Here is a 25,042-nt window from a genome sequence, read left to right as displayed (position 1 = left end):
GCCAGGACGCGACGCGGTGCGGCACAGGGACTCTCAGCATCCGGAAAACCGGTGTCATCCGGACCTCCGGAGCATTAGCGTCGGGAGCCTCATCTCGTTGTGCCGACTGTGTTCAGCGCAGCGAGATGCCGCAACAGCGGATCGTGCTACGAGTGGAGGCAGGCAGATGAAGATCGCGGTGGTGGGATCGGGTGCGATGGGGCAGTTGTTCGGCGCTCGACTGGCGCTCGGCGGTAACGACGTGTCATTCGTCGATGCGAATCCCCAGGTCGTCGAGAGGTTGAACGCCGACGGCATCACGCTCGACTTCGGTACAGGTACCACGAGTGTCGTGGCATCGGCGACCACGGCGGCCGATGCCCGCGGGATTGTTGATCTCGTCATGATGTTCACGAAGGGTTTTCACACCGAGGCGGCGCTCGAGTCCATCGGCCATCTGGTGGGGAAAGCGACCTTCGGGCTCACCCTGCAGAATGGGCTCGGCAACGATGTGGTACTGGAGCAGCAGTTCGGATCAGAACGCACCCTGATCGGAATGACGGATCTGCCTGCTGATCTCATTCGCCCAGGTCTGGTGCGCACTCGGCGCGAAGGCAAGGTGGCCATCGGTGGGACGCGCGGGGCCATGGTGGCCCAGGGCGTGCGAGAAACCTTCTCCGCCGCGGGCTTCACCGTCGCCGAAACGACTGACGTGCGCGTTCCGATCTGGGAGAAGGTGGCGTTCAATTCCGCCTTGAACACGATCAGCGCACTCACCCGGCAAACGGTGGGACAGATCGGCACCGACGGCGGCACCAGAGCTCTCGTCGAGAACGTCGTCGACGAAGTCGTCGACGTTGCTCATGCCGAAGGAGTGGACATCGACAACGACCGCATCATGTCGGCCGTGTCCTCCGCATTCGCGCACCACACCGACCACAAGACATCCATGCTGGGAGATATCGAGTCAGGTCGTCGGACCGAAATCGACAACATCGCCGGGGCGGTGGTTCAACGAGGTCGTGATCATCATGTCGAGACCCCCGTGCTCGACGTCCTGTGCACGCTGGTGCGCAGCACGCAACCGAGTTGACGTGACGCTGTCGTTCGCAGAACCGGCCATCGCGGCCTGGTCCTGCGAACGATCTCCTCAGCTCTTGTGTTCGGCGTTGGCCCGGATGATCTCGCGCAGGTAGGTCGCCAGGCCCGGCGCGACACCGTCGTAATGCGCGGTGAAACGCGGGTCGGCGACGTACATGTCGGCCAGGCACACCTGCATCTCGTAGCCGCAGTCGTAGAACTTCTCGATGGCGGCCCGATGTTGTTCGGCCAGCGCGTCGGCCTCCGCCGATCCGGGGCTCACACCGCGGCCCATCGCATCGGCCACGCGTGCCTCGAAGGCGTCGGTCTCCTCCTTGATCCGACGCCAATCGTCCTTTGAGTATCCGGCGGTGCGCTGTTGGCTCTGCTGCCACGCAGCGGTGTCACCCCAACGTTCCTGTGCCTCGTCGGCGTACTCGTCGCCGAGCCAGTCGTCGCCGAAGATCTCGGCCTGCTCGGCCGCCGTCAACGCGATACCGGTCTTCTTCGCAGTCATCATGTCCTCCACAGCCGCGACCATTCGGGTGAGGTGAGCGATACGGACGTGCAGCAGATCGCGCTGGTTGGAGAGGTGTTCCAGCGCGTCGGCCGACGGATCGTCGAGCAGGGTCGCTATCTGTTCGAGAGGAAATCCCAGCTCCCGGTAGGTCAGTACCTGATGGAGCCGTTCGACGTCGGCGTCGTCGTAGACGCGGTAGCCGGCATGTGTGCGCGCCGACGGCGTCACCAGGCCGATCTCGTCGTAGTGGTGCAACGTTCGCACGCTGACTCCGACGAGCCGCGCCGTGGCGCCGACCGTCAGCACTTCGGGATGTCCTTCGCTCACTCCCCACACCTTCGGGTCTGACGTCACGTGAGGGTCAAGTCGCGCCGGTGGGATCGGGATGCGGTCGGTCAGGGCGTGAAGCCGAGGACCTTGTCTCCCGATTGGCAGGCGGCGAGGATGCCGCGGACCTCCGACGGGCCGCACGTCCAACCGGAGACCTTCTGCTGTTGGCCGGTCGCGATCTTCGGGCTGTACTCGGTGCCGACCTTCTTCGCGGTCTCGCAGTCGACGTCGCCGGCGAGCACGAGCACTCGCAGTGCGCCGTCGGGGCCGGCCACGCTGCCGCAGGTCTTGCTCGTCGACGAGGTCGAGGCCGACTGAGCGCCCGAGGACGCCTCGGTGGTGCGCGACTGTGGGCTCGGGCCGGCGACGACCGGCACGCTGGTGCTCGGTGTGGTGACCGAGGGGGCGGCGGAGGAGTCCTGCGCACCGGACTGCTGTTCGTCACCGCATGCGGCCAGCGACACCGTGGCCAGTGCGGCCATACCGCCTACCGCCAACGACCGGGCCGACCAGCGCGTCAAAGTGGGATGCGACATGGTCTTCACCGTAGCGAACCCGCCCCGGAGAACGAACAGACGACAACCGTCGGTTTGAGCTGCACGCTCATGGCCTGCGAAGATGCTCCGGTGAGTTCGCACGACACCTTCCGGATCGGCACCCGACTCCCCGGCACATTGGGGCGCACCGGTGTCATCACGACGCCGCACGGGGAGATCGCCACGCCCGCGTTCGTGCCGGTCGGGACCAAGGCGACGGTCAAGACCGTGCTGCCGGAGTCGGTGGCCGCGCTCGGGGCACAAGCGGTGCTGGCCAACGCCTATCACCTGTATCTGCAGCCGGGGCCGGAGATCATCGACGCGGCCGGCGGGCTGGGTGCGTTCATGAACTGGCGGGGCCCCACCTACACCGACAGCGGCGGGTTCCAGGTGATGTCGCTGGGCGCCGGGTTCAAGAAGGTCATCTCGATGGACGTGACCGGTGAGCAGGATGATCACAAGATCGCCGAAGGGCGCGAACGACTTTCCCACGTCGACGACGACGGCGTCACCTTCAAGTCGCACCTCGACGGCTCGTTTCATCGCTTCACCCCCGAGGTGTCGATGCAGATCCAGCATCAGCTCGGCGCCGACATCATCTTCGCCTTCGACGAGCTCACCACCCTGATGAACACCCGTGGCTATCAGGAGAGTTCGCTGGAGCGGACCCGGCTCTGGGCGATTCGTTGTCTCGCCGAACACAATCGGCTCTCGGTCGAGCGCAGCCACCGCCCGCAGCAAGCGCTGTGGGGCGTGTTGCAGGGCGCGCAGTACGAGGATCTACGACGCAAGGCCGCGCGGGATCTGACCGAACTGTCCCGCATCGACCGGGAGAACGGCGGAAAAGGCTTCGGCGGCTACGGGATAGGCGGTGCGTTGGAGAAAGACAACCTCGGCACCATCGTCGGCTGGGTCAACACCGAGCTTCCGGAGAACGCACCCAAACATCTCCTCGGTATCAGCGAGCCCGATGACATCTTCACCGCCATCGAGAACGGCGCGGACACCTTCGACTGCGTCTCGCCGACGCGGGTCGCGCGCAACGGTGCCGTCTACACCCGCGACGGCCGGGTCAACATCACCAACGCGCGCTACCGCAAGGACTTCGGGCCGATCGACCCCGAGATCACCAATTACACCTCGCAATACACCCGCGCCTACTTGCATCACCTGTTCAAGGCCAAGGAAGGGCTCGCGGCGACGCTGGCAACCCTGCACAACGTCTCCTTCGTCATCGACATGGTCGACGGGGCCCGCCGCGCCATCGAGAACGGCGACTACGAGGCCTACCGAGACGACTTCCTCGGTCGCTACTACGCCGGCCGTGCCGCGCGCTGACGGCGCTCTTCTCCCCGCCGACAGTGCTCGTTATAACGCCGACGGCGCTCTTCCTGACGCCGACGGCGCCCGCGGGAACTCCGAGAGCGCCCGACCCGTTGGCTTTGCGTATCCTGTGAATCACCCCCGACCCGAGACCGAAAGCTCTGATGACCCGCGCGAAGCGCAAACGCAAGAAACCCCGACGATCCGGCCCCCATCCGGGGGCAGCGTTTTCTGACCGAGCCGCGGTCATGCTCCCCGAGAGCGGGGCATCATGCTGCTGACATTGCTCGGAATCCTCATCGGCATCCTGGTGGTCTTCGCGATCACGGCGCTGACCGGCTACTTCGTCGCCCAGGAATTCGCCTACATGGCCGTCGACCGATCCCGCCTCAAGGCACGCGCCGAGGCGGGCGACACCGCCGCAACCCGTGCGCTCGCAGTGACCCGACGCACATCATTCATGCTGTCCGGCGCTCAGCTCGGCATCACCGTCACCGGCCTGCTCGTCGGCTACGTCGCCGAACCGCTCATCGGCAGCGGCTTCGGTGACCTGCTCGGCGACGTCGGGGTCCCGGTGTCGGTCGGCGTGGCCATCGGCACGATCCTCGCGGTGCTGTTCTCGACGGTGATCCAGATGGTCTTCGGCGAACTGTTCCCGAAGAACCTCGCCATCGCCCGTCCCGAACCGGTCGCCCGTCGACTCGCGCTGTCCACCCGCACCTACCTCAAGATCTTCGGTCCACTCATCACGGTGTTCGACGCGGCGTCCAACCTGCTGCTCAAGGCGCTGCGCATCGAACCGGTGCACGACGTCGAGCATTCGGCGACGCCCCGCGACCTCGAACACATCGTCGCGGAGTCGGCGCAGGCCGGGGAGATCCCCGCGGAACTGTCCCAGCTTCTCGATCGCGTTCTCGAATTCCCCACCCGCGCTGCCGATCACGCGATGATCCCGCGTCCGCGCGTGGACACCGTGCCCGCCGACCTCGATCTCGCCGCGGTCCGTAGCCGGATGGCGAGCGGCCACACACGCTATCCCGTGATCGATGCGGGCACCGACGACGTCGTCGGGGTGGTCCACCTCGCCGACATCCTGGAATGGTCGGCGACCCCGGCACCGACTGCAAGGACCGCCCGCGACCTCGCACGCCCCGCGGTGATCGTCCCGACGACACTGCCGCTGCCGCAGGTACTCGACGACATCACCGCCGCCGGCGACGAGATGGCGGTCGTCATCGACGAATACGGCGGATTCGCCGGCATCGTCACCACCGAGGACATGGCCGAGGAACTCGTCGGTGAGATCGACGACGAGCACGATCCCGCCGACACCGGCCCCATCGCGGTGCTCGCCGACGGCTGGGCGATCCGCGGTGACGCACACCTCGACGAGGTGTCCCGCACGCTCGGATACGAACTCCCCGAAGGGGATTACGAAACGCTGAGCGGTCTGGTCATCGCCACCGCGGGGGAACTGCCCGACGTCGGCGACAGCGTGGTGTTGCCGATCGAACCCGACCCGGCCGGCCTCGTCGACGACCAACCGGCGCTCCCGCCGCGACTGATCGCCACGGTCGTCGAGATCGCCCACCGCGTACCCGCGATGGTGCACGTGACGCGCGAGACCGTCCCGGCCGCCGACGAATCACCGAAGGAGAGTCAGCGATGAGCAACCCCTGGGTCGTTCTCGCCGTGACGGTCGCGTTGATCGCGGCCAGCGCCTTCTTCGTCGCCGTGGAGTTCGCGCTGATCGCCGCGCGCAGGCACCGCCTCGAAGATGCCGCGGCGACCAGCCGTTCCGCACGTGCCGCCCTGCGCAGCGCGTCGGAACTGTCCGTACTGCTCGCCGGTTCGCAGTTGGGGATCACCGTGTGCACGTTGGCGCTCGGTGCGGTCACCAAGCCGGCTGTCCATCACTGGCTGACGCCGGCGTTCGAGAACATCGGCGCGCCACTGTGGTTGGCCGACATCGCCGGATTCGTCCTGGCGCTGATCATCGTGACGTTCCTGCACCTGGTGGTCGGTGAGATGGCGCCGAAGTCGTGGGCGATCGCCCACCCGGAACGGTCGGCGGTGTTGTTGGCCATCCCGATGCGGGTGTTCATGTGGTTCACCCGCCCGGTGATCGTCCAACTGAACAGGCTGGCCAACCGGGTGTTGCGGATGGTCGGTGTGGAGGCCGTCGACCAGGTCGCTTCCGGGCAGGATCCGGAGACGTTGCGCCAGCTCGTCGAGCATTCGGCGACCGTCGGCACGCTCGAGGCCCGCTATCACGAACACCTCTCGAACGCATTGGATCTCGCGTCGTTGACGGTGGCGGACGTGGCGACGGTGGTCGATCCCGATGGGGTCGATCACGATGTGACGGCGGCCGTCATCGAGGCACGGGCCCGGGACAGCGGGCATCTGCGTCTCGTGGTCCGCGACGGGCCGCGGGTAAGCGGTGTCGTCCACGTCCGGGACTGTCTCGAGGCCGCCCCCGACGCGAGCGCCGCCGACCTCATGCGGCCGGTGCTGGAAATGACGCCCGCACTTCCGGTCTACGACGCCCTGAGCCGAATGCGGCAGTACCGCAATCACATCGCGGTCGTCGTCGACGACGGCCGGGTCATCGGGGTGCTGTCCATCGACGACGTTCTGACCCGACTGCTTGCCACCGCGAGCTGAGCGCAGCCGAGACCGGTGCGCCAAGCGCAGTCAGCGCCACTCGAGATCGGACACGATCCACGGCGTGCGCGGTAGCACAGCGGGATCGAATCTCGCTGCCAGCGTGGCGATGTCAATGTGCTCGCCCGCTGCGGCGAGACCCAGTGACACGGCGATGTGATCGAGGACGATGCCGGCATCGATGCCGGTGGTTGCGAGATCGGCGAGGGTGACCGCGCCGTCGCGCTTGCTGAGCCGGACGCCGTCGGGGTTGAGCACCATGGGGACATGGGCGTAGGTCGGCGGCGAATAGCCCAGCAGTGTCGCCAGATACGCCTGTCGCGGCGCCGACGACAACAGGTCGTCGCCGCGGCAGACCTGATCGATGCCCTGCTCCGCGTCGTCGACGACCACGGCCAGGTTGTAGGCGGGGGTGCCGTCACCGCGTTGGATGACGAAGTCGTCGACCGCACCGGTGTAGTGGCCGTGGAGTACGTCGTCGACGGTGAACGTGCTGCGGTCGGCGATGATCCGGATCGCCGGTGGGCGGCCGGCCGCACGCTTGGCCTCGCGTTGCGCGACGGTCAGGGTGCGGCAGGTTCCCGGGTACGCGCCCGGCGGTGTGTGCGGCGCGCTGGGTGCCTCGAGGATCTCGCGACGTGTGCAGAAGCACTCGAAGGTCCGTCCGGTCGCGGTCAGATCGTCGATGATCTGCCGGTAGCGCGGCAGACGATCGGTTTGGTAGAGCACCGGCTCCTCCCAGGAGAGGCCGAGTGCGTGCAGGTCGGCGATCTGTCGGGCGTCCGAGCCGACGGCTGTGCGGTCCAGATTCTCCATGCGCAGCAAGAACCGTCGTCCCGTCGTGTGGGCGAACAGCCACGCCAACACGGCGGTACGGAGGTTGCCCACGTGGAGGTCTCCGGAGGGCGACGGGGCGAATCGACCTGCCGGGCCGGCCGCGGAAACGCCAGGGTGTTCGGTCATTGCCCTAGAGGCTACAAGTGGGTGACGATGGTGAGGTGGATCTCCCCGTCACTCCTCCGGTCGCGCCGATGCTCGCCAAAGCGGCGAGCATGGTTCCGGCCCAACCCGCCGACAATCCGGAATGGTCCTACGAGCCGAAATGGGACGGATTCCGCGCGTTGATCTTTCGCGACGGCGACGAGGTCGTCATCGGCTCTCGCGGTGGCAAGGACCTCGCACGCTACTTTCCCGAGATCGTTGCCGCTGCCCGCGAGGAGTTGCCCCTGAAAGTGGTGCTCGACGGGGAGATCGGTGTGCCCTCGCTCATCGGCGACACCCATCGACTCGATTGGGACTCGCTGGCCCAGCGCATCCATCCGGCGGCCTCGCGGGTCGCGATGCTCGCCGAGACCACACCGGCGATCTTCATCGGCTTCGACGCCCTGGCGCTCGGGAACGTCGGTGTGATCGACGAGTCTTTCGTCACCAGGCGCGAGGCGCTCGTGGAGGCCATAGGACCGGGCGGGCGCGATCGCCGATTCCATGTCAGCCGGGTGACCGCCGATCCGGCCGTCGCCGAGGACTGGTTCTCGGCGTTCGAGGGCGCCGGACTCGACGGCGTCGTCGCCAAACGCCTTGCCGGCCACTACGTGGAGAACAAGCGCGAGATGATCAAGGTCAAGCACAAGCGAACCGCCGACTGCGTGGTGATCGGCTACCGCGTGCACAAGAGCGGTACCGGTCTGGGGTCGATGCTGCTCGGGCTGTTCTACGACGGCGAGCTGCGAATGGTCGGCGGCGCAGGAGCTTTCACCGATGCCAAACGCGCCGAGCTGCAGCAGATGTTCGAGCCGATGCGTCTCGACCCGGACAAACCCTCCGCCGGGGAACCGACGCGGTGGCGTTCGGAGAAGTCGGGGGAGTGGATTCCGATCCGGCCCGAACTCGTCGCCGAGGTTGCCTATGACCAGATGGAGAACGGCCGCTTCCGGCACACCGTCAAGTTCCTGCGGTGGCGTCCCGACCGCGAGCCCGACAGCTGTGGATACGAGCAGCTCGACGTGCCGCTGACCTACGACCTGCACGATGTGCTGGAAGGGCTGGACTGACATGGCTTCTCGCTCGCCCGCCGAAGAACTCGATGTCGGCGGTATCGCCGTACGTATGAGCAACCCCGACAAGATCTACTTCCCCGAACTCGGTGAGAACGGCGGCCGCAAACGCGATCTCGTCGGCTACTACCGGCAGATGGCCCTGCTCGACGACGGCAGCGACGGTCCGATCATGACGGCGCTGCGCGACCGGCCCACCTTTCTGCAGCGCTTCCCCGACGGTATCGAGGGCGACGAGATCTACCAGAAGCACATCGCCAAGAAACGTCCCGAGCACGTTCCGTCCACCCGCATCACGTTCCCCTCCGGGCGCACCGGAGATGCCCTGTGCCCCACAGCGCCTGCCGACATCGTGTGGGGAGCGAACCTCGGTACCGTCACCTTTCACAGCTGGCCAACCCATGACGGTGACAACGATCATCCCGACCAGTTGCGCATCGATCTCGATCCACAGCCGGGCACCGATTTCGACGATGTGCGTCGAGTGGCGATCGATGTGCTCGCCCCATTGCTCGACGAACTCGGATACACCGGATTCCCCAAGACCTCGGGTGGGCGCGGTATTCACGTGTTCGTGCCGATCGAGCCGCAGTGGGACTTCATCGCCACCCGCCGTGCGGTGATCGCGATCGCGCGCGAGATGGAGCGTCGTGATCCCGACGCGGTGACCACCTCCTGGTGGAAAGAGGAACGCGGAGAACGGATCTTCATCGACTTCAACCAGAATGCGCGGGACCGCACGATGGCCTCGCCGTACTCGGTGCGCCGCAGCGCCAACGCCCGCGTGTCGACGCCGGTGACGTGGGCCGAACTCGCCGAGATACATCCCGACGACGCGACCATGGCCACCGTCCCCGATCTGGTTGCCCGACGCGGGGATCCGATGGCCGACATCGCCGAGCACCGCGTCGGACTCGAGCCGCTGTTGGAGATGGTGCAGCGCGACGACGCCGACGGGTTGCACGACATGCCGTACCCGCCGAGCTACCCGAAGATGCCCGGCGAGCCGCCACGTGTCCAACCGAGCAAGAAGGTTGCCGCACACTGGGATGAACACGGCAACCGGGTGGAGTGACCCGGCGTTCCTAGGGTGTGTCGATGCCCTGGCCGAACGCGCCGGCCGCCCATTCGGCGAACGACTGCCAGCCGACCTGGGGGAACTGCTGATGCAGCTGGGTGATGTTGACGCTGTAGCCCGTTGTCGAGAGGAAACCGAACATCGCACGCATGTCCGGTGAGGAAATGCGTTCGGGATCATAGGATTCCGCGTGCACGTCGTTGCCGGTGACCGACGACAGGACTGCGGCCATCTGGCCCGGTGTCACCGAATCGGAAGCGATGTCGATGCGCTCACCGACATGCGCGGAGGGATCGCCGAAGAGATTCGCGACGAACGACCCCAGGTCCGCTCGCGAGAGTTGCTGCAGCGGCTTCTCGGTCGGCATCGCCATCAGGAGCAACCCGGCCGCGAGTGCATCGCGATCGCCGAAGATGTTGTCGTAGAAGTACGTCGGTCCGACAACGGTGTGGGCGATGTCGGTTGCGGCGAGACGCTGCTCGACCTGATATTTCGAATCAAAGTGAGGGACACCGGTATTCAGGTCGGCGCTGGCCACCGACGAGAACACGAGATATGGCAGCGCTGATGCATGCGCCGCGGCGATGATCGCATCCCCCTGGGTGAGTTCGGCGTCGACACCCGACTCGAACGGTGTGGTGAGCGCGAACGCTCCGGCGACTCCGGCAAACGCCTCGGTCAGCCCGTCGCCACTCATGAGGTCGGCGACGGCCAGCTCGACACCGCGGTCGGCAAGTGCCTGCGCGCGCGAGGACTCCGGCGACCGTACGACGGCCCGAACGCTCCGTCCGGCGTCGAGGAGTGCATCGACCACGGCGCCGCCCTGACCTCCGGTGGCGCCGAGGACCGCGATCGGCCCGGTGGAAGTGGACGCAGTGGACATGTGGGTTCCCTTCGACGGCGGCGCCACGAGTCTACGGACGTTCCTCCTAAATAGGGACAATCGGGCAACCGGAGATTTGCTATCTCAAAGTTGCCTGATAGATTGCCCTCAGTTCGCCACCCTGACGAAAGACGGAACACATGCGTATCAAATTGATGGCCGCCGCGTTCGTGCTCAGCGCCGCGGGACTCGTCGCAGCCCCGATTGCCTCCGCTCAGGCGGCTGTGCCGACGGTGCGGTCGGGTATGGAGATCAACGTCGACGAGACGATCATCACGGCCACTTCCTGCACGCTCGGTGCCGTCGTCTCCCCAACCAAGGCCATCACCGCCGGCCACTGCGGACACATCGGTCAAGAGGTGTACGACGAGCACGGCGACACGATCGGCCGCATCACCGCCAACCGGATCACCAAGGGTCTGGACATCGCGGTCATCAGCCTCGGACGCAACACCCACGCGCAGGTCGACTCGATCGCGTGGAATGCTCCGATCGTGAAGGGCGAACGCGTCACCAAGAACGGCGTGACCACGCGGTTCAGTGCCGGCACCATCACCGACCCCAAGCCGACCATGCGCACCGCATACGGATACTCCTTCGCCCCGCCCTTCCTGCTGCAGAACACGACGACCAGCGTCCGCGCGCTCCTGCGCTCGGCCGAGGGCGACAGCGGATCGGGCATCCGGGATGCGCAAGGCAACGTCATCGGCATCCTGTCGGCCGGTAGCTCCGACACCGACACCCTCATCGCCCCCGTCTCGTTGCTGCCCGCAAACCTGCGCTAGCAGAGGCCCGGTCGGGCGGGTTCGGAGGTCGGTGATGACGGCGCGGTTTGGGTTGGACGCCCGCACCCGGTTATGATCGACCGTCGTTGGAGGATTCGCCTAGTGGCCTATGGCGCTCGCCTGGAACGCGGGTTGGGTTAACAGCCCTCGGGGGTTCGAATCCCCCATCCTCCGCCAAGCCATGAGCCGCGACACCGTTGACATACGGTGTCGCGGCTCATCGCTTTTGTGCGTCGAGATGGATGGCCGGCAAGTGCATTCCACGTGAGCGGCTCTCGTCCCGCGAAAGCATCCGCATTCGTACTGCTGCAGAGTCATCCGCATTCGTACTGCTGCAGAGTTACGTCTATTCAGCGTCGAGCGGGTTGGCGGCGATGCGCGTCAGGATGTCATCAGCGACGGCGTGTGCAGCAGCGCAGCCGGGCTTTCGGCCGGCCTGATCACGTAAGTTGGTCGAGAACTCGGAGGCAATGTCCAGGCGTGGGTATCGGTCGAGTACCTCAGCACGGAAACCGGTGTCCATGGGGAGTGGCGCACCCGAGATCTCGTAACCCGTTGCCAGCCATAGCACGCGAGATTCCTCGTCGGTGTTGGGTTGTTCGGGCGCCATGTGTTCGACGATGATCTTGCGTGCGCGAGCGCGACGGGTGATGTCCCAACCTGCTCCGGCGGTCAGGACCGAGGCGATGTGCCCGCCCGCGTCTTCGAAGGCGAGAGAGTGGTTGTCGAACTCGGCGACGAGCCCGATGTCGTGCAACAACGCGGCGACGTAGAGAAGTTCGTGATCGAGTTGAAGGTGACAAGCGTGGGCGTGCGCGGCGGCCCACACGTAGGACCGCAGGCTGTGGTTGAGAAGCGCCGGCGTGCAGTACTCGGTGGCCACCTCAAGAGCCCCGCGAGCAGCGGCCGTTGACGGCACGGGGAGATCGGCCACGCGCATGGTGAACGATCATGCCAGACCTGCCGGCGACCGAAGTTGAACCGGTGACCCCCACATGGCACCTTGCTTTCCATGCCAGATATGCCCGGTGCCGCAACGCTGCGGCGAACCGTGATCGGGATCGTCGCTCTGCTCGCCTCGATGCTCGGCGCGGTCGTCGAGAGCCCCTCGGCTCATGCTCTGCCGTCGGGCTTGAACTATGTCGCGCTCGGCGACTCCCGCGCCTCCGGCAACATGCCGGGTCTGCAACCGTCCGACGGTTGCTGGCGGAGTTCCACGTCATATCCCAGCGTGCTGGCGCGCATCGCGCACGTGCGCAGCTTCGTCGACCGCTCGTGTGCGGGTGCGTGGGCGGCCAACGTCACCCATCTGCCGGAGAACGGGCCGTTCGGGCCGATCCCACCCCAGATCCGAGGCGTCAGCAAGACCACCAACCTCGTCACCATCTCCATCGGCGGAAACGACCTCAACTGGGGAGCCATCGCCGAGCGGTGCCAAGTCCCACTACCCGGCAACGACGCGCGCTGTCGATTCAACGTCGGGCACATCGCTGCGGCGCATCGCATGCTCGCCTACATGGAAGGCCAGGTCAACGGCGTGATGCGCGCGGTGCGCGAGAAGGCCGCACCCAACGCCCGCATCGTGCTCGTCGGCCACGGTGGTCAGGTCGGCAGACGGGGATGTTGGCCGTTCGTCCCCGCCTCCGATGGCGACGCCGCCTGGATGAATGACTTTCTCGCACAGTTCAATGCGACTCAGGCGCGGATCGCGGCACGATACGGCGCAGCGTTCGTCGACGTCGGAGCGCGCTCGGCCGGACATGACCCGTGCTCGGCTCAGCCGTGGTTCGAGGGAGCCGTCCCGCGCGAGATCGCGGTCTTCGGTCACCCCAATCAGATCGGCGCGGCGGTGATCGCGGAATGGATCCGTGAGGTCGCCTGAGGGCGGGTGACCTTCGTCGGCCGGTGTCAGGGCACGGCAACCGTGGCGAACCCCGGCGTGTACACCCCGCCGGGAAGCAAGGTCAGTGCGACCTGTCCCGGACCGGTGCGCAGGTCGGCGTGCGCCGGTATGTTGTTGAGCCCGTTGCTGAGTCGGGCGACGCCGGTGGCACCGGTCGACAGGTTGATCCACCGCACCTCGGAATTCGGTGGGCAGAACCACCGCGCCCATTCCTCGGCGGTGACGGTGACCTCGCCGCGGTGGCGGCCGACCTCGGCGAAACACCGGGCGGGTGTGGAGTCGAGGCTGCCGGTCGGAATCCCGTACGGCGCGGGGTTGATCTGGAACCCGATGGCCGTGACCGACGCCGACGCGTCGGCGGGTTGTGCGAGAACGAGTGCTCCCAGGGCCACGCCTGCGGCGGCGAAAGAGCGGATCAGAGTGCGAATCGTCATGAGTGACCTCCTTGACTGCTCTATCGCCGCCGCTGCCGGAAATGTGACATTCCCGACGAAAGTGCTACTGCTGCGCGGGGGTGACCGGATGCGGATCGGTGCTGCGCTTCTGGACGATCACCCCGGCCGCGACGATGATCAGCGCGGAGATCGCGGAGAAGATGATCGCCCGGCGCTGTCCTGCGTCGAACACCATGAGCACCAGTACCGCGACGATGAACACCATCACCGCACCGGTCAGGTAGGGGAACAACCACATCGTCACCGCGGGCCGATGCCCTTCTTGACGCAGCGTGCGGCCGAGTTTCAGCTGGCTGGCGGCGATGGTCAGATAGACGAACAGCGCGATCGCGCCGCTGGTGGCCAGCAGCCACGCAAAGATCTTGTCCGGCAACACATAGTTGCCGATCACCGCCAGGAATCCGATGACCATCGACAACAGCACCGACACCCACGGCACGCCGTTGCGGGTCAGCCGTCGCACGGCCCACGGTGCGTCGTGACGGGTGCCCAGTGAGAACAGCATGCGGGAGGCGGTGTAGAGCGCGGAGTTCAGGCACGAGGCGACGGCGGTCAGGATGACGATGTCCATGATCAGCGCGGCGTGCGGGATGCCAATCGCCTCGAGCACCGACTGGTAGGAGCCATCGGGCAGCTTGTTGTAGGGCAGCAGGGACACGACGACGAAAATCGATCCGAGGTAGAACAGCGAGATCCGCCAGATCACCGAGTTGACCGCCTTGGTGATGCCCTTTTCCGGGTTGGGTGATTCGGCTGCGGCGATCGTGACGATCTCGGTACCCATGAACGAGAACATCGTGATGAGCATGCCTGCGATGACCGCGCCGAAACCGTTGGGCATGAAGCCGTCCGGCTGCCACAGATGATGGATGCCGCTGACCTCCGAACTCGGAATCCAGCCGAGCATCGCCGCCACGCCGACGAGGATGAACAACACGATCGCAACGACCTTGATCAACGCGAACCAGAACTCGAACTCGCCGTAGTTGCCGACGCTGATCAGGTTGGTGACGGTCAACAACACCGTGACCGCCAGAGCCCAGATCCATTGCGCGCCACCGATGAGATCGGTGAGGATCGACGCCGCGGCCGTCGCCTCGACGGGGATCACGAGCACCCAGAACCACCAGTACAGCCAGCCGACGGAGAAGCCGGCCCAGCGGCCGAGGGCGCGGTCGGCGTACACCGAGAACGAGCCGGTGTCGGGGTTGGCGGTCGCCATCTCGCCGAGCATGCGCATCACCAGCACGACCAGGGCGCCGGCCATCGCATACGAGATCAATACGGCCGGGCCGGCCTTCTCGATGGCATTCGCCGAACCGACGAACAGACCGGCGCCGATGACGCCGGCGATCGAGATCATGGTGATGTGTCGGGGCTTGAGGCTCGACCCGAGCGAACCGTGGCCGCCCGCGGCGGTCGATTCGGAGGATTGCCGGTCGACAGAGGTCATGGGTTGCGTCTCCTACGGTGGTGAGAGTTCACACAGAATTCAGCCCCTTGTGGGGGCGCGGTGACCGAATCTACGGCGGGTGCGACGGACTCGCAGCGGATGCGAACTTTGTCCGATTCGAGGGAGGTTTCGGGCATTGCCCGGCGAGGATCGCCGCTGGTGGGGACCGTCGCACGGACCGATTGCAGAACGCGCCGACCCACTCGCTACACTTGACGACGGATCCCGCGCGGCGTGCATCCTGTGAACTCCCCCAGGGCCGGAAGGCAGCAAGGGTCAACGGGCTCTCTCGGGTGCGCGGGGTCCCCATACATCTCACGCCGATACACATCTCAGTCCGATACATGAGGTCCCCCGTTGAACTATCACTCCAAGAGTGCCGACGAGCTTCGCGCCACCCAGGAGGACCTCCGAAAGCTCTACGACGCGCTGTGCGCGGCCGGGCTGACCCTGGATCTCACCCGCGGCAAGCCCGCGCCCGAGCAACTTGATCTGTCCAATGAGTTGCTGTCACTGCCCGGCGCCGATTTCCGTGCCGCCGACGGCACCGACACCCGCAACTACGGTGGCCTGCGTGGTCTGCCGGAACTGCGGGAGATCTTCGGGGAGATCTTCGCGGTCGATCCCGCGAATCTGATCGCCTACGGCAACGCGAGCCTCGAGATCATGCATCATCTGACGACGTTCGGGTTGCTGCGCGGCACCGTGGATTCGTCGCAACCGTGGTCGTCGGGTCCGGTGAAATTCCTGTGTCCGGTGCCCGGATACGACCGTCACTTCGCGATCACCGAGCAGTACGGCATCGAGATGGTGCCGGTGCCGATGAACCCCGACGGTCCCGACGTCGACGCGTGCGCGGCACTGACCGCCGCCGACCCGTCGATCAAGGGCATGTGGGCGGTACCCACCTACTCCAACCCGACCGGCGTCACCTTCTCCGAGGAGGTCACCGAGGGCCTGCTGTCGATGCCGGCCGCCGACGACTTCCGTATCTACTGGGACAACGCCTACGCGGTGCACACCCTCGTCGACGAGCCGCCGACGCCCCTGCCGGTGATCGAGATGGCCGCTGCCGCAGGCAATCCCAATCGCGTCTACGTCCTCGGCTCGACGTCGAAGATCACCTTCGCCGGTGCCGGGGTCTCGTTCTTCGGATCGTCGAAGGCCAACGTCGACTGGTTCGTCGAGAACATCGGCTTCGCGACCATCGGTCCCGACAAGGTGAACCAGCTGCGCCATGCGCGGTTCTTCGGTGACGCCGCCGGGGTGCGTGCCCACATGGCCCGCCATCGGGACATCCTCGCCCCCAAGTTCGCGACCGTGCTCGGCATTCTCGAGGATCGGCTCGCGGAGTCGAAGGTCGCGTCGTGGTCCGAACCCGAGGGCGGCTACTTCATCAACCTCGACGTGCCCGACGGCGCGGCGAGCCGGACCATCGCGTTGGCCAAGGACGCGGGTATCGCGCTGACGCCGGCGGGTTCGACGTTCCCGTACAAGAACGACCCGCACGACCGCAACATCCGGTTGGCGCCGACCTTCCCGAGCATCGACGACCTGCAGGTCGCGATGGACGGTGTCGCCACCTGCGTGCTGCTCGCCGCGACGGAGACGCTGCTCTCCGCGCACGGTTCCTGAAAGGCGCCGATCTTCGGTGGGTGTGCCGGGTGACCGATCGTGACAGGTGGCCGCGGGCGCCGATTCGCCATGTGTGTGGCTGCGCTCGCGATCGCCGGACTCGCCCTGTGGTGCCAGCACCTGATCCTGCCGTTTTCCACCCCGTTCTGGGGTTTGTTCGACTATCAACTCGACCTCGACGTCTACCGCGCCGGCGCACTGACCGTGTGGGACGGCGGCAGCCTCTACGACGCAAAACTGCTCGGCCAGATGGACTACACCTACGCGCCGGTGTCGGTCATCGTGTTGATGCCGTTCGCCTGGATGTCGTTCGAGGCCGCCCGGATCGTGTGGAGCGTCGGCATCGTCATCGCGCTCTATCTGGTGATCGTCCTGTGCTTCCGGGCCCTCGGCAGAGACGTGAACTGGCCGTTGCGATGTCTGGCGATCGCCCTTGTCGCCGTCTCGATGCTCCTGGAACCGGTGCGCACCACCATCTGGTACGGCCAGATCAACGTGTTCCTCCTGTTGATCATCCTCGCCGACCTCGTCCGACCCGACGGTTCACGGCTCAAGGGCGTCGGCACCGGCATCGCCGCGGGCATCAAATTGACGCCGCTGATCTTCGTCCTCTACTTCGCGCTGCTACGGCGCTGGCGTGCGACGGCCGGGGTCCTCGGCGGATTCCTACTGACCGTCGTCGTCGGATTCGTGGTGTTGCCCAAGGAATCCTGGTCGTACTGGACCGACAAGATCTTCGACTCCAATCGCGTGGGCGCGCCGCAGACTCTCGGTAATCAATCGTTGCGCGGGCTCATCGCCAATCTGGTGCACACCGACGCCCCCAACACCGCGGTGTGGATGGTCCTCGTGCTCATCGCGCTGGCGCTGGGGATGGGTTCGGCGGTGCTCGCCCATCGGCGCGGCCATGAGTTGCTCGCGATCTCGATCGTCGGTATGACCTCGTGTGCGGTGTCGCCGATGGCCTGGGGGCATCACTGGGTGTGGTTCGTACCGATCGTCGTGATCTGTGTGAATCTGTTGCTGCGCACCGATGTGTCGGCGATACGCCGCACGTTCGCCGGCATCGGGCTCGTTGCGCTGGTACTCACGGCGTTCGCCTGGCGCACACATTTCGCCTATCCGATGTGGTTCGTGAACCGCACCGTGCCGGACGCGTATTTCACCGGGCTGTTCTTCAAGGCAGAGACGGGACCGGCGTGGGCACAGGCGTTCCTGGTCTACCCGTACAACGCGATCTTCCTCGGTACGACCATCGCGACCCTCGTCGTGTTCGGACTGCTCGACCGCCCCGCGCGCCCGACCCAGGACAATCCGGACCCGACGGACACCGCTGCGCTGCCCAGCTGATCTCGGGGCTGCCCAGCTGGTTCCCGGTTAGTCGAAATTCACCGAATCGGACATGGCGCCGTGCGCCGCGATCTACCCTGACGCCATCGTCGCCGACCATCGCTGGATTCAGTCGGCCCGCGTGTGAGGAGAACTGCCATGCCCAGTATCAGTACCCCGGAATCGATGGACCTCGGATCGTGGATCGCCCGCCGGGCTGCCATCGGTCCCGACCGCCCCGCCATCACCTTCGACGACACGACGATGAGCTTCCGGGAATTCTCCGACCGCATCGACCGACTGGCCGCCGCGCTGCGCGCCGGAGGCGTCGGCGTCGGTGACCGCGTCGCTTACCTCGGCCTGAACCATCCGATGTTCCTGGTCACCATGTTCGCCTCGGCGCGCGCCGGAGCGACGTTCGTGCCGTTGAACTTTCGGCTCACCGGAGCCGAGCTCGCCTACATCATCAACGACGCCGGTGCCCACACCCTGATCGCCGACCCCGCGCTCGCGGCCGTCGTCGACGAGGTGGCCGATCAGCTCACACTGCAGCGGTGCATCGCCGTCGGTGAGCACGTCGGCTGGGAGTCGGCCGAAGCCGTCATCGCCCATGCCGAGCCGATCGCCGACCCCGCCCGTCCGGCGTCGGACGCCATCGCGGTCATCATGTACACCTCGGGAACCACCGGCCGCCCCAAGGGGGCGATGCTCACCCACGGAAACCTGTTCTGGAACAACATGAACTCGCTGTTGTGCCTCGACGTCGAGACCTCCGACATCAGCTATTGCGCCGCCCCGCTGTTCCACATCGGGGGACTCAACGTCACGACACTGGTCACCCTGCAGAAGGGCGGTCACATCGTGCTGGCGCCGACGTTCGATCCGGCCGCGGCACTCGACACCATCGAAAAGTACCGTGTGACAACGATGTTCGGTGTGCCGGCGATGTTCCTGTTCATGTCCCAGGTGCCGCGGTTCGAGACCGCGGACCTGTCCAGCCTGCGTTACCTCATCTGCGGTGGCGCGCCGGTACCCGAACCGTTGATGCGGCGCTACGCCGAGCGGGGGCTGGCCTTCGCCCAGGGATACGGACTCACCGAAACCGCCCCGCTCGCACTCGTGATGGGACTCGACGAGTCGGCGGCCAAGATCGGCGCCGCGGGTAACAAGGTGTTGCCGCTGTCGGATGTGCGACTCGTCGACGCCACCAATTCGCCTGTCCCGGTGGGCACCCCGGGCGAGGTCTGCGTCCGCGGCCCGCAGGTGATGGTCGGGTACTGGCGCAACCAGGCCGCCACCGACGCGGTCATCGACGACGAGGGGTGGTTCCACACCGGCGACATCGGTCGCGAGGACGACGACGGCTACATCTACGTCGTCGACCGCGTCAAGGACATGGTGATCACCGGCGGCGAGAACGTGTACCCGGCCGAGGTCGAGAGCGTTCTCTACAGCCATCCCGCGGTCGCCGAGATCGCGATCCTCGGGCTGCCCGACGCGAAGTGGGGCGAGGCGGTCACCGCCGTCATCGCCACCGCCCCCGGCCAGGAGGTCACCCTCGAGGAACTGCGTGACTTCGCCAAGGACCAACTGGCCCGCTACAAGCTGCCGCTGCGTCTGGAGTTCGTCGACGCGCTGCCGCGCAACCCCTCGGGCAAGGTGCTCAAGTACCAGCTTCGTGAGCAGTTCTCCACACCCGTCCCCCAGGGATGATCAACCGATCCGACCTGTGGGGGAGCGGGTCGGACTGTCGGGGTTCGCCGGTACTCTCGACGCGTGGCCCTGTATCGCACCTACCGTCCGGCGACGTTCGCCCAAGTCGTGGGCCAGGAGCACGTCACCGACCCCTTGAGCCGCGCACTCGACAGCGGACGGATCAATCACGCCTACCTGTTCTCCGGGCCGCGCGGCTGCGGCAAGACGTCGTCGGCGCGCATCCTCGCCCGCTCGCTCAACTGCGTGCAGGGCCCGACGTCGACGCCGTGCGGTGAGTGCTCGTCGTGTGTGGCACTCGCGCCGGGCGGGCCGGGCAACCTCGATGTCATCGAACTCGACGCGGCCAGCCACGGTGGTGTCGACGACACCCGTGAGCTCCGGGATCGCGCGTTCTATGCCCCGTCCGAGTCGCGCTATCGCGTGTTCATCGTCGACGAGGCGCACATGGTCACCAACGCCGGGTTCAACGCCCTGTTGAAGATCGTCGAGGAGCCGCCGGAGCATCTGATCTTCGTGTTCGCGACCACCGAACCGGAGAAGGTGCTGCCGACGATCCGCTCGCGCACCCACCACTATCCGTTCCGACTGCTCGCCCCGCCGGTGATGCGCGGGCTCCTCGAGGACATCTGCGCCAAGGAGCACGTGCAGGTGGCCGCCGACGTCTATCCGCTGGTGATCCGCGCCGGCGGCGGTTCGCCGCGCGACTCGCTGTCGATCCTCGATCAGCTCCTCGCCGGAGCCGGCGACGAGGGCGTCACCTACGAGCGCGCGCTTGCCCTCCTCGGTGTCACCGACATCGCCCTGATCGATGCCGCCGTGGACGCTCTCGCCGTCGCCGATGGAGCCGCGCTGTTCACCGTGGTGGAGCAGGTCGTCGACGCCGGCCACGATCCCCGCCGTTTTGCCGTCGATCTGCTCGAGCGTCTCCGGGATCTGATTCTGCTGCAAGCGGTTCCGGATGCCGCCGACCGCGGTTTGGTGGAGGCACCGGGCGATCAGCTGGCACGGATGCGCAGTCAGATCGATCGTCTCGGCCCGGGCGGTCTGACGCGTTTTGCCGAGATCGTCCACAACGCGCTGGGCGAGATGCGCGGCACCACCTCACCGCGCCTGCTGCTGGAGGTGATGTGCGCGCGCATGCTGTTGCCCACCACCTCTGCCGACGACGCGGCACTACTGCAGCGTCTCGAGCGGATCGAATCCGGGGTGGTCGTGGCCGCACCCGCGGCGTCGGCGGCCCCGACCCCGGCGGTATCGTCGGCGCCTGCCCCGGTGGCCCCCACCCCGGCGCCCCCCGCCGACGAGCCGCCACCGAAGTACGTGCGGCCGTCCCAGCGCAAGAGCACCGAAGATCAAGTCGGACAACAGGACACGCCGCCGTCGGCCGGTGCTCCGGATGAGGCGGAGCGGGCGGCAGCCGAGCGCGCGGCGGCCGAGAAGGCGGCAGCGGAGAAAGCTGCGGCAGAGAAGGCTGCGGCAGATCGTGAGGCCGAGAAGGCTGCTGCTGCGAAGGCGGCAGCGGAGCGCGCGGCGGCGGAGAGGGCGGCAGCGGAGAAAGCCGCGGCAGAACAGTCGTCGGAACAGTCGTCGGCCGCGGATCCGACTGCCCCCCAACCGCCGTCACGGCCCCGGCCGGAGCCCACGCCGGAACCCGAGCCGATCCCGGAGGTCGCCGGCTTCGACGACGAGATTCCGCTGCCCGACGAGCCATTCGACGAGTACGACGCGCCCCCGGACGAGCCGGTCCCGGCGGCGCCGCGCAGCGCACCGGAGCCCGAACCCACACCTGCGCCGCAGTCGGGCCTTGACGCCGACACGGTGCGCAAACGGTTCCAGGAGGTGCGGACCGCCGTTCGGACCCGATCGAAGAGCCTCGAACCGATGTTGTCGGCGGCGGTCGCCGACGATCTCGACGGCACCACCGTCGTCCTCGCTCATCCGATCGACGTGCTGGTGGGCAGATTGTCTGCACCGCATGCGGTCTCGATCATTCGTGAGGCGTTACAGGAGGTGTTCGGCACCGATCTCGACGTTCGCGCCGTCCACCGTGACACCTCGACGCCGGGGCCCGCGGCCGCGCGTCCGCAGGCTGCTGCCGCACCCAAACGGCAGACGTTCTCGCGGCCGAGTCGTGCCCGCTCGGACTCGGCGGAGGGAAGTGCTCCCGCGCCCGAACCCGATCCGGAACCCGAGGAACCCGAACCGCCACGCTCCGACGAGGAGATCAGTGACGACGAGCGGGCGGAGATGGTCGCCGACGCGCACAACGCCACCCCCGACGCGCGGATCGACCCCGACAAACTCGCCCTGGATCTACTTCAGACCGAGCTGGGTGCGCGGCCGCTCGAGTAGCGAACCAGCTGTGGCGCACGGGGTCTCGAGGCTCCGGCGCTGGCGCGCCTGCGCACCTCGACCAGCGGGGTGGAGGGCGTCCGGCGGGGGTTACAACCGGTGGCCGAGGTAGTCGGCCGATGGGTTTGCATCCGCGGTTGAGGTGGTCGACCGGCGGGCCCTACAACCGATGGTCGAGGTGCGACGAGCCGCAAGGCGAGGAACCTCGAGACCCGGTGCGCTGCAGGTGTACTCGCCCTACGCGTCCCACCACGGCCGCAGCGGCAGCTCGTGACGACCCTTGTCGTCGAGCTTGACGCCCAGGACGTGATGTAGCTGAACGATGTTGCGTTCGAAGCCGATGCGGCAGCCGGCCATGTAGAGGCCCCACAGGCGCGCGGTGCCCTCACCGACCTCCTCGACGGCCTCGTCCCAGTGTTCGACGAGGTTGCGGTTCCAGTCACGCAGCGTCATCGCGTAGTGATAGCGGAAGTCTTCCTCGTGCAGCACCTCGACGCCGCCGATGTCCTGCAGTTTGGAGATGATCTTGCCCGATCCGGTCAGCTCGCCGTCGGGGAAGACGTAGCGGTCGATGAACGACCCGGCCCGCGAACTCTTGGCGTTATCGGGACGGGTGATGCAGTGGTTCAACAACATTCCGCCGTCGCGCAGCTTGTCACGCATGAACGAGAAGTACGCCGGGTAGTTGTGGACGCCGATGTGCTCGGTCAAACCGATCGAGGACACCGCGTCGAATCCCGACTCGGCGACGTCGCGGTAGTCGCTGTGGCGGACCTCGGCGAACTCGGACAGCCCCTCGTCGATGACGGCTTGCTGGGCCCACTGTGCCTGCTCGGCGGAGAGTGTCACGCCGAGTACGTGCACCCCGCGGCGGGCGGCGTAGCGTACCATTCCGCCCCAGCCACAACCGATGTCGAGGAGCCGATCGCCGGCCTTGAGTCGCAGTTTGTCGAAGATCAGCCGGTACTTGTTCTCCTGGGCGGCTTCCAGCGATGCGTCGAGGTCGGGGTACACCGCGCAGGTATAGGTCATCGACGGTCCGAGTACCCACTCGTAGAAGGTGTTCGAGACGTCGTAGTGGTGGTGGATGACCTCGGCGTCACGGGCCTTGCTGTGCCGCAATCCCTCGGCGAATCGACGCCAGCGCGGCAGCGCTTCCTGCGGGGGCGGTGCGATCGGCTTGAAGTGTTCGATACCGAGCGACCTCGCCACCTGCGCCAGCACCAGTGGGGAGGGGCGTTTGAACTCGAGGTCGGCGGCCAGGGCCTGCAGCGCGCCGTAGGGGTCGCCGGGGTGGGCGCCGATCAGCTCCAGATCACCGGAGACGTATGCGCGGGCCAATCCGAGGTCACCGGGGGCGGTCACCAGGTAGGTGGTGCCGCGCGGCGTCACCAGGTTCAGGCCGAACTCGGCATCCTCGGGACCGGCAGCACTGCCGTCGTAGGCGGTGACGCGGATGTTGAGATTGCCGCCCACGATGGACTCGAACACCTGGGCAAGGGTCATCTTGGCATGCTGCGCATCGTTTTTCGACGGTGCGCTGTCCTTGTACGTCGTCATTGCCGTTTCACCGCTTTCGCATAGAGATCGAGCAGCCGGCCGCGTGGGTCGTACCGCTTCTTGAGCAGTCGGTAGTGCTCGCCTCCGTAGAGCTCATCGAAGTCCTCAGGGCTGTAGAAGGATTCCGAATACAGAGACTTGTGGCCATCGAGTTCGGCCACCTTGCGTTCGATCAGTTTGTTGGTGTGCCCAGGATCGCCGGGGGTCACCGGAACCGCCGACCAGAAGCCGACGTTGACATAGGTGCGGTCGGGCTGCAGCGGGTACAGCGGCCACGGCCGCCGCGGATTCGCGTCGGGTGCGCTACCGCCGACCTTCTCCCGAAGCCGTAACGGGCACAACCAAATCGGCTCGATCGGCACGGTGGTCAAGAACCAGTCGAGGTAGTCGGTGGTGTGCTCGATCGGCACCTCGATATCCTGCACGACACGCTCGTTGGCGGGTAGACCCTTGCGCTTGTTGAGACGATCGGCGATGTCGAAGCGCTGGTCGTAGCCGATCAGCTTCCAGTAGAAACTGCTGCGCAGCAACCTTTTCGGCCACAGCCGACGGATGCGGGGCTCTTGCGCCCCGAACGCCCGGGAACACCAGAACCAGTCGGTGTCCCACCGCCACAGATAGTCGTGGATGGTCAGCCGATCGCGCTGGGGGGTGCGCGTCGAATCGTGCTGAATGGACCGGTAATAGATGTCCATCCCGGTGTAGTCGCTGACCGAGCCGGGTTCATCGGTCTGCCGACCCAACGTCAGATAGGCCTCGTCGGCGCTGAACACCGTGCCGTCGAGATAGTCGACCCGCTCGCCGTCGTAGGACCTGTCGGTGACGATCGCATCCATCGTTTCTTGCAACGCCGACAGGTCGGTGAACCGCACATGCCGCAGCGCGACGTACGGGGCGACCTCTTCCAGTTCGATTCGCAGCCGCACCGAATAACCGAGCGTCCCATACGAGTTGGGGAATCCGTAGAAGAGATCCGCATAATCGTTGGTGGGGGTCGCGGTGATGATCTCGCCGTCACCGGTGAGGATGTCGATCTCGAGGACCGACTCGTGGGGCAGACCGTTGCGGAACGAGGTGCTCTCGATGCCCAGTCCGGTCACGGCGCCGCCGAGGGTGATCGTCTTGAGTTGCGGAACGACCTTGGGAGCCAACCCGTACGGCAGCGTCGCGGCGACGAGGTTCTCGTAGGTACACATCCCCGCGACATCTGCGGTCTTGGCGGCTGCGTCGACCGAGATCACCCGGTCGAGGCCGGAGACGTCGAGACCGGGGTGCGGGTTCTTGGCCCGCGCCCGGAAGAGGTTGGAGGTCTTCTTCGCCAGACGGACCGTGGCCTGCGGCCCGATGGCGCGGTAGCTGGCCAGGAGGGTGGCCACACCCTCATCGAATGCCGCTGCCCCCATC

At 66.4% G+C, this 25,042-nt stretch carries 21 protein-coding genes, 1 tRNA gene and 1 other RNA gene; 14 read left to right on the top strand and 9 right to left on the bottom strand.

What is annotated here, in order from left to right; genetic code table 11:
• Positions 1-166: 166 nt before the first annotated feature.
• A complete protein-coding gene (locus AC5ZH6_RS25840; protein WP_006371677.1) occupies positions 167-1,072 on the top strand; it encodes a ketopantoate reductase family protein in 906 nt (301 codons plus the stop codon).
• A 57-nt stretch (positions 1,073-1,129) separates the two neighbouring features.
• On the opposite strand, the gene AC5ZH6_RS25835 is transcribed toward AC5ZH6_RS25840, so the two are convergent.
• Positions 1,130-1,906 (bottom strand): MerR family transcriptional regulator, encoded by a 777-nt coding sequence (locus AC5ZH6_RS25835; protein ID WP_035728508.1) that lies wholly within the window; start codon positions 1,904-1,906, stop codon positions 1,130-1,132.
• A 68-nt stretch (positions 1,907-1,974) separates the two neighbouring features.
• Positions 1,975-2,391, bottom strand: coding sequence for a hypothetical protein (locus AC5ZH6_RS25830; RefSeq protein ID WP_006371675.1), 417 nt, complete (start codon positions 2,389-2,391; stop codon positions 1,975-1,977).
• 123 nt (positions 2,392-2,514) lie between these two features.
• Between AC5ZH6_RS25830 and tgt the strand changes: the two genes are divergently transcribed.
• The 3 genes from tgt (at position 2,515) to AC5ZH6_RS25815 (ending at position 6,435) form a co-directional block, all read left to right on the top strand.
• Positions 2,515-3,783 carry a tRNA guanosine(34) transglycosylase Tgt gene (tgt, locus tag AC5ZH6_RS25825; RefSeq protein WP_035728506.1) on the top strand — a complete coding sequence of 423 codons (1,269 nt, stop codon included), beginning with the start codon at positions 2,515-2,517 and terminating at the stop codon, positions 3,781-3,783.
• Between the two features lie 256 nt (positions 3,784-4,039).
• Positions 4,040-5,437: a hemolysin family protein gene (locus AC5ZH6_RS25820; RefSeq protein ID WP_006371673.1), complete on the top strand. Its 1,398-nt coding sequence runs from the start codon at positions 4,040-4,042 to the stop codon at positions 5,435-5,437.
• Entirely contained in the window at positions 5,434-6,435 is a 1,002-nt protein-coding gene (locus tag AC5ZH6_RS25815) for a hemolysin family protein (RefSeq protein ID WP_006371672.1), read from the top strand. Before AC5ZH6_RS25820 ends, AC5ZH6_RS25815 begins: the two co-directional genes overlap by 4 nt.
• 30 nt (positions 6,436-6,465) lie before the next feature.
• Here the strand turns inward: AC5ZH6_RS25815 and gluQRS are convergent, their stop codons facing one another.
• A complete protein-coding gene (gluQRS, locus tag AC5ZH6_RS25810) occupies positions 6,466-7,398 on the bottom strand; it encodes a tRNA glutamyl-Q(34) synthetase GluQRS (RefSeq protein WP_081482540.1) in 933 nt (310 codons plus the stop codon).
• Between the two features lie 35 nt (positions 7,399-7,433).
• Between gluQRS and AC5ZH6_RS25805 the strand changes: the two genes are divergently transcribed.
• Positions 7,434-8,486 carry an ATP-dependent DNA ligase gene (locus AC5ZH6_RS25805; RefSeq protein ID WP_006371670.1) on the top strand — a complete coding sequence of 351 codons (1,053 nt, stop codon included), beginning with the start codon at positions 7,434-7,436 and terminating at the stop codon, positions 8,484-8,486.
• Position 8,487: 1 nt separating this feature from the next.
• Positions 8,488-9,564 carry a DNA polymerase domain-containing protein gene (locus AC5ZH6_RS25800; protein ID WP_496167986.1) on the top strand — a complete coding sequence of 359 codons (1,077 nt, stop codon included), beginning with the start codon at positions 8,488-8,490 and terminating at the stop codon, positions 9,562-9,564.
• Positions 9,565-9,574: 10 nt separating this feature from the next.
• On the opposite strand, the gene AC5ZH6_RS25795 is transcribed toward AC5ZH6_RS25800, so the two are convergent.
• On the bottom strand, positions 9,575-10,450 hold the full coding sequence (locus AC5ZH6_RS25795) for an NmrA family NAD(P)-binding protein (protein WP_006371668.1): 876 nt from the start codon (positions 10,448-10,450) through the stop codon (positions 9,575-9,577).
• Between the two features lie 140 nt (positions 10,451-10,590).
• Between AC5ZH6_RS25795 and AC5ZH6_RS25790 the strand changes: the two genes are divergently transcribed.
• Both AC5ZH6_RS25790 and AC5ZH6_RS25785 read left to right on the top strand, forming a co-directional pair.
• Entirely contained in the window at positions 10,591-11,235 is a 645-nt protein-coding gene (locus tag AC5ZH6_RS25790) for a trypsin-like serine protease (RefSeq protein WP_006371667.1), read from the top strand.
• Positions 11,236-11,323: 88 nt separating this feature from the next.
• A tRNA-Ser gene (locus AC5ZH6_RS25785) sits at positions 11,324-11,412 on the top strand.
• Positions 11,413-11,581: 169 nt separating this feature from the next.
• Here the strand turns inward: AC5ZH6_RS25785 and AC5ZH6_RS25780 are convergent.
• Entirely contained in the window at positions 11,582-12,175 is a 594-nt protein-coding gene (locus AC5ZH6_RS25780) for an HD domain-containing protein (protein ID WP_006371666.1), read from the bottom strand.
• 72 nt (positions 12,176-12,247) lie between these two features.
• Between AC5ZH6_RS25780 and AC5ZH6_RS25775 the strand changes: the two genes are divergently transcribed.
• Positions 12,248-13,117 carry an SGNH/GDSL hydrolase family protein gene (locus tag AC5ZH6_RS25775; protein ID WP_244421184.1) on the top strand — a complete coding sequence of 290 codons (870 nt, stop codon included), beginning with the start codon at positions 12,248-12,250 and terminating at the stop codon, positions 13,115-13,117.
• Positions 13,118-13,143: 26 nt separating this feature from the next.
• Here AC5ZH6_RS25775 and AC5ZH6_RS25770 read toward each other — a convergent pair whose 3' ends face one another.
• Positions 13,144-13,572, bottom strand: a complete 429-nt coding sequence (locus tag AC5ZH6_RS25770) for a hypothetical protein (protein ID WP_006371663.1) — start codon at positions 13,570-13,572, stop codon at positions 13,144-13,146.
• A 64-nt stretch (positions 13,573-13,636) separates the two neighbouring features.
• Positions 13,637-15,046, bottom strand: coding sequence for an amino acid permease (locus AC5ZH6_RS25765; RefSeq protein WP_006371660.1), 1,410 nt, complete (start codon positions 15,044-15,046; stop codon positions 13,637-13,639).
• A 217-nt stretch (positions 15,047-15,263) separates the two neighbouring features.
• On the opposite strand from AC5ZH6_RS25765, the gene ffs reads away from it, so the two are divergent.
• The 5 genes from ffs to AC5ZH6_RS25740 all read left to right on the top strand — a co-directional run bounded on the left by ffs (position 15,264) and on the right by AC5ZH6_RS25740 (position 22,078).
• An RNA gene (gene ffs, locus AC5ZH6_RS25760) (signal recognition particle sRNA small type) lies at positions 15,264-15,358 on the top strand.
• A 45-nt stretch (positions 15,359-15,403) separates the two neighbouring features.
• Positions 15,404-16,681, top strand: coding sequence for an aspartate aminotransferase type Ic (locus AC5ZH6_RS25755; protein ID WP_006371659.1), 1,278 nt, complete (start codon positions 15,404-15,406; stop codon positions 16,679-16,681).
• A gap of 69 nt (positions 16,682-16,750) precedes the next feature.
• Entirely contained in the window at positions 16,751-18,031 is a 1,281-nt protein-coding gene (locus AC5ZH6_RS25750) for a glycosyltransferase 87 family protein (RefSeq protein WP_006371658.1), read from the top strand.
• Positions 18,032-18,169: 138 nt separating this feature from the next.
• Complete coding sequence (locus AC5ZH6_RS25745) at positions 18,170-19,723, top strand: acyl-CoA synthetase (RefSeq protein WP_006371657.1); 1,554 nt, start codon at positions 18,170-18,172, stop codon at positions 19,721-19,723.
• A gap of 63 nt (positions 19,724-19,786) precedes the next feature.
• Entirely contained in the window at positions 19,787-22,078 is a 2,292-nt protein-coding gene (locus AC5ZH6_RS25740; protein WP_496167984.1) for a DNA polymerase III subunit gamma and tau, read from the top strand.
• 237 nt (positions 22,079-22,315) lie between these two features.
• Here the strand turns inward: AC5ZH6_RS25740 and AC5ZH6_RS25735 are convergent, their stop codons facing one another.
• Positions 22,316-23,638 (bottom strand): class I SAM-dependent methyltransferase, encoded by a 1,323-nt coding sequence (locus tag AC5ZH6_RS25735; RefSeq protein ID WP_006371655.1) that lies wholly within the window; start codon positions 23,636-23,638, stop codon positions 22,316-22,318.
• Positions 23,635-25,041 (bottom strand): FAD-binding oxidoreductase, encoded by a 1,407-nt coding sequence (locus AC5ZH6_RS25730; RefSeq protein ID WP_035728535.1) that lies wholly within the window; start codon positions 25,039-25,041, stop codon positions 23,635-23,637. Before AC5ZH6_RS25730 ends, AC5ZH6_RS25735 begins: the two co-directional genes overlap by 4 nt.
• Position 25,042 lies beyond the last annotated feature (1 nt).

This window comes from Gordonia sp. YC-XJ4, assembly GCF_059511865.1.
Note: the sequence above shows the minus strand (reverse complement) of the source record. Positions and strands in the feature narration are given on the sequence as shown.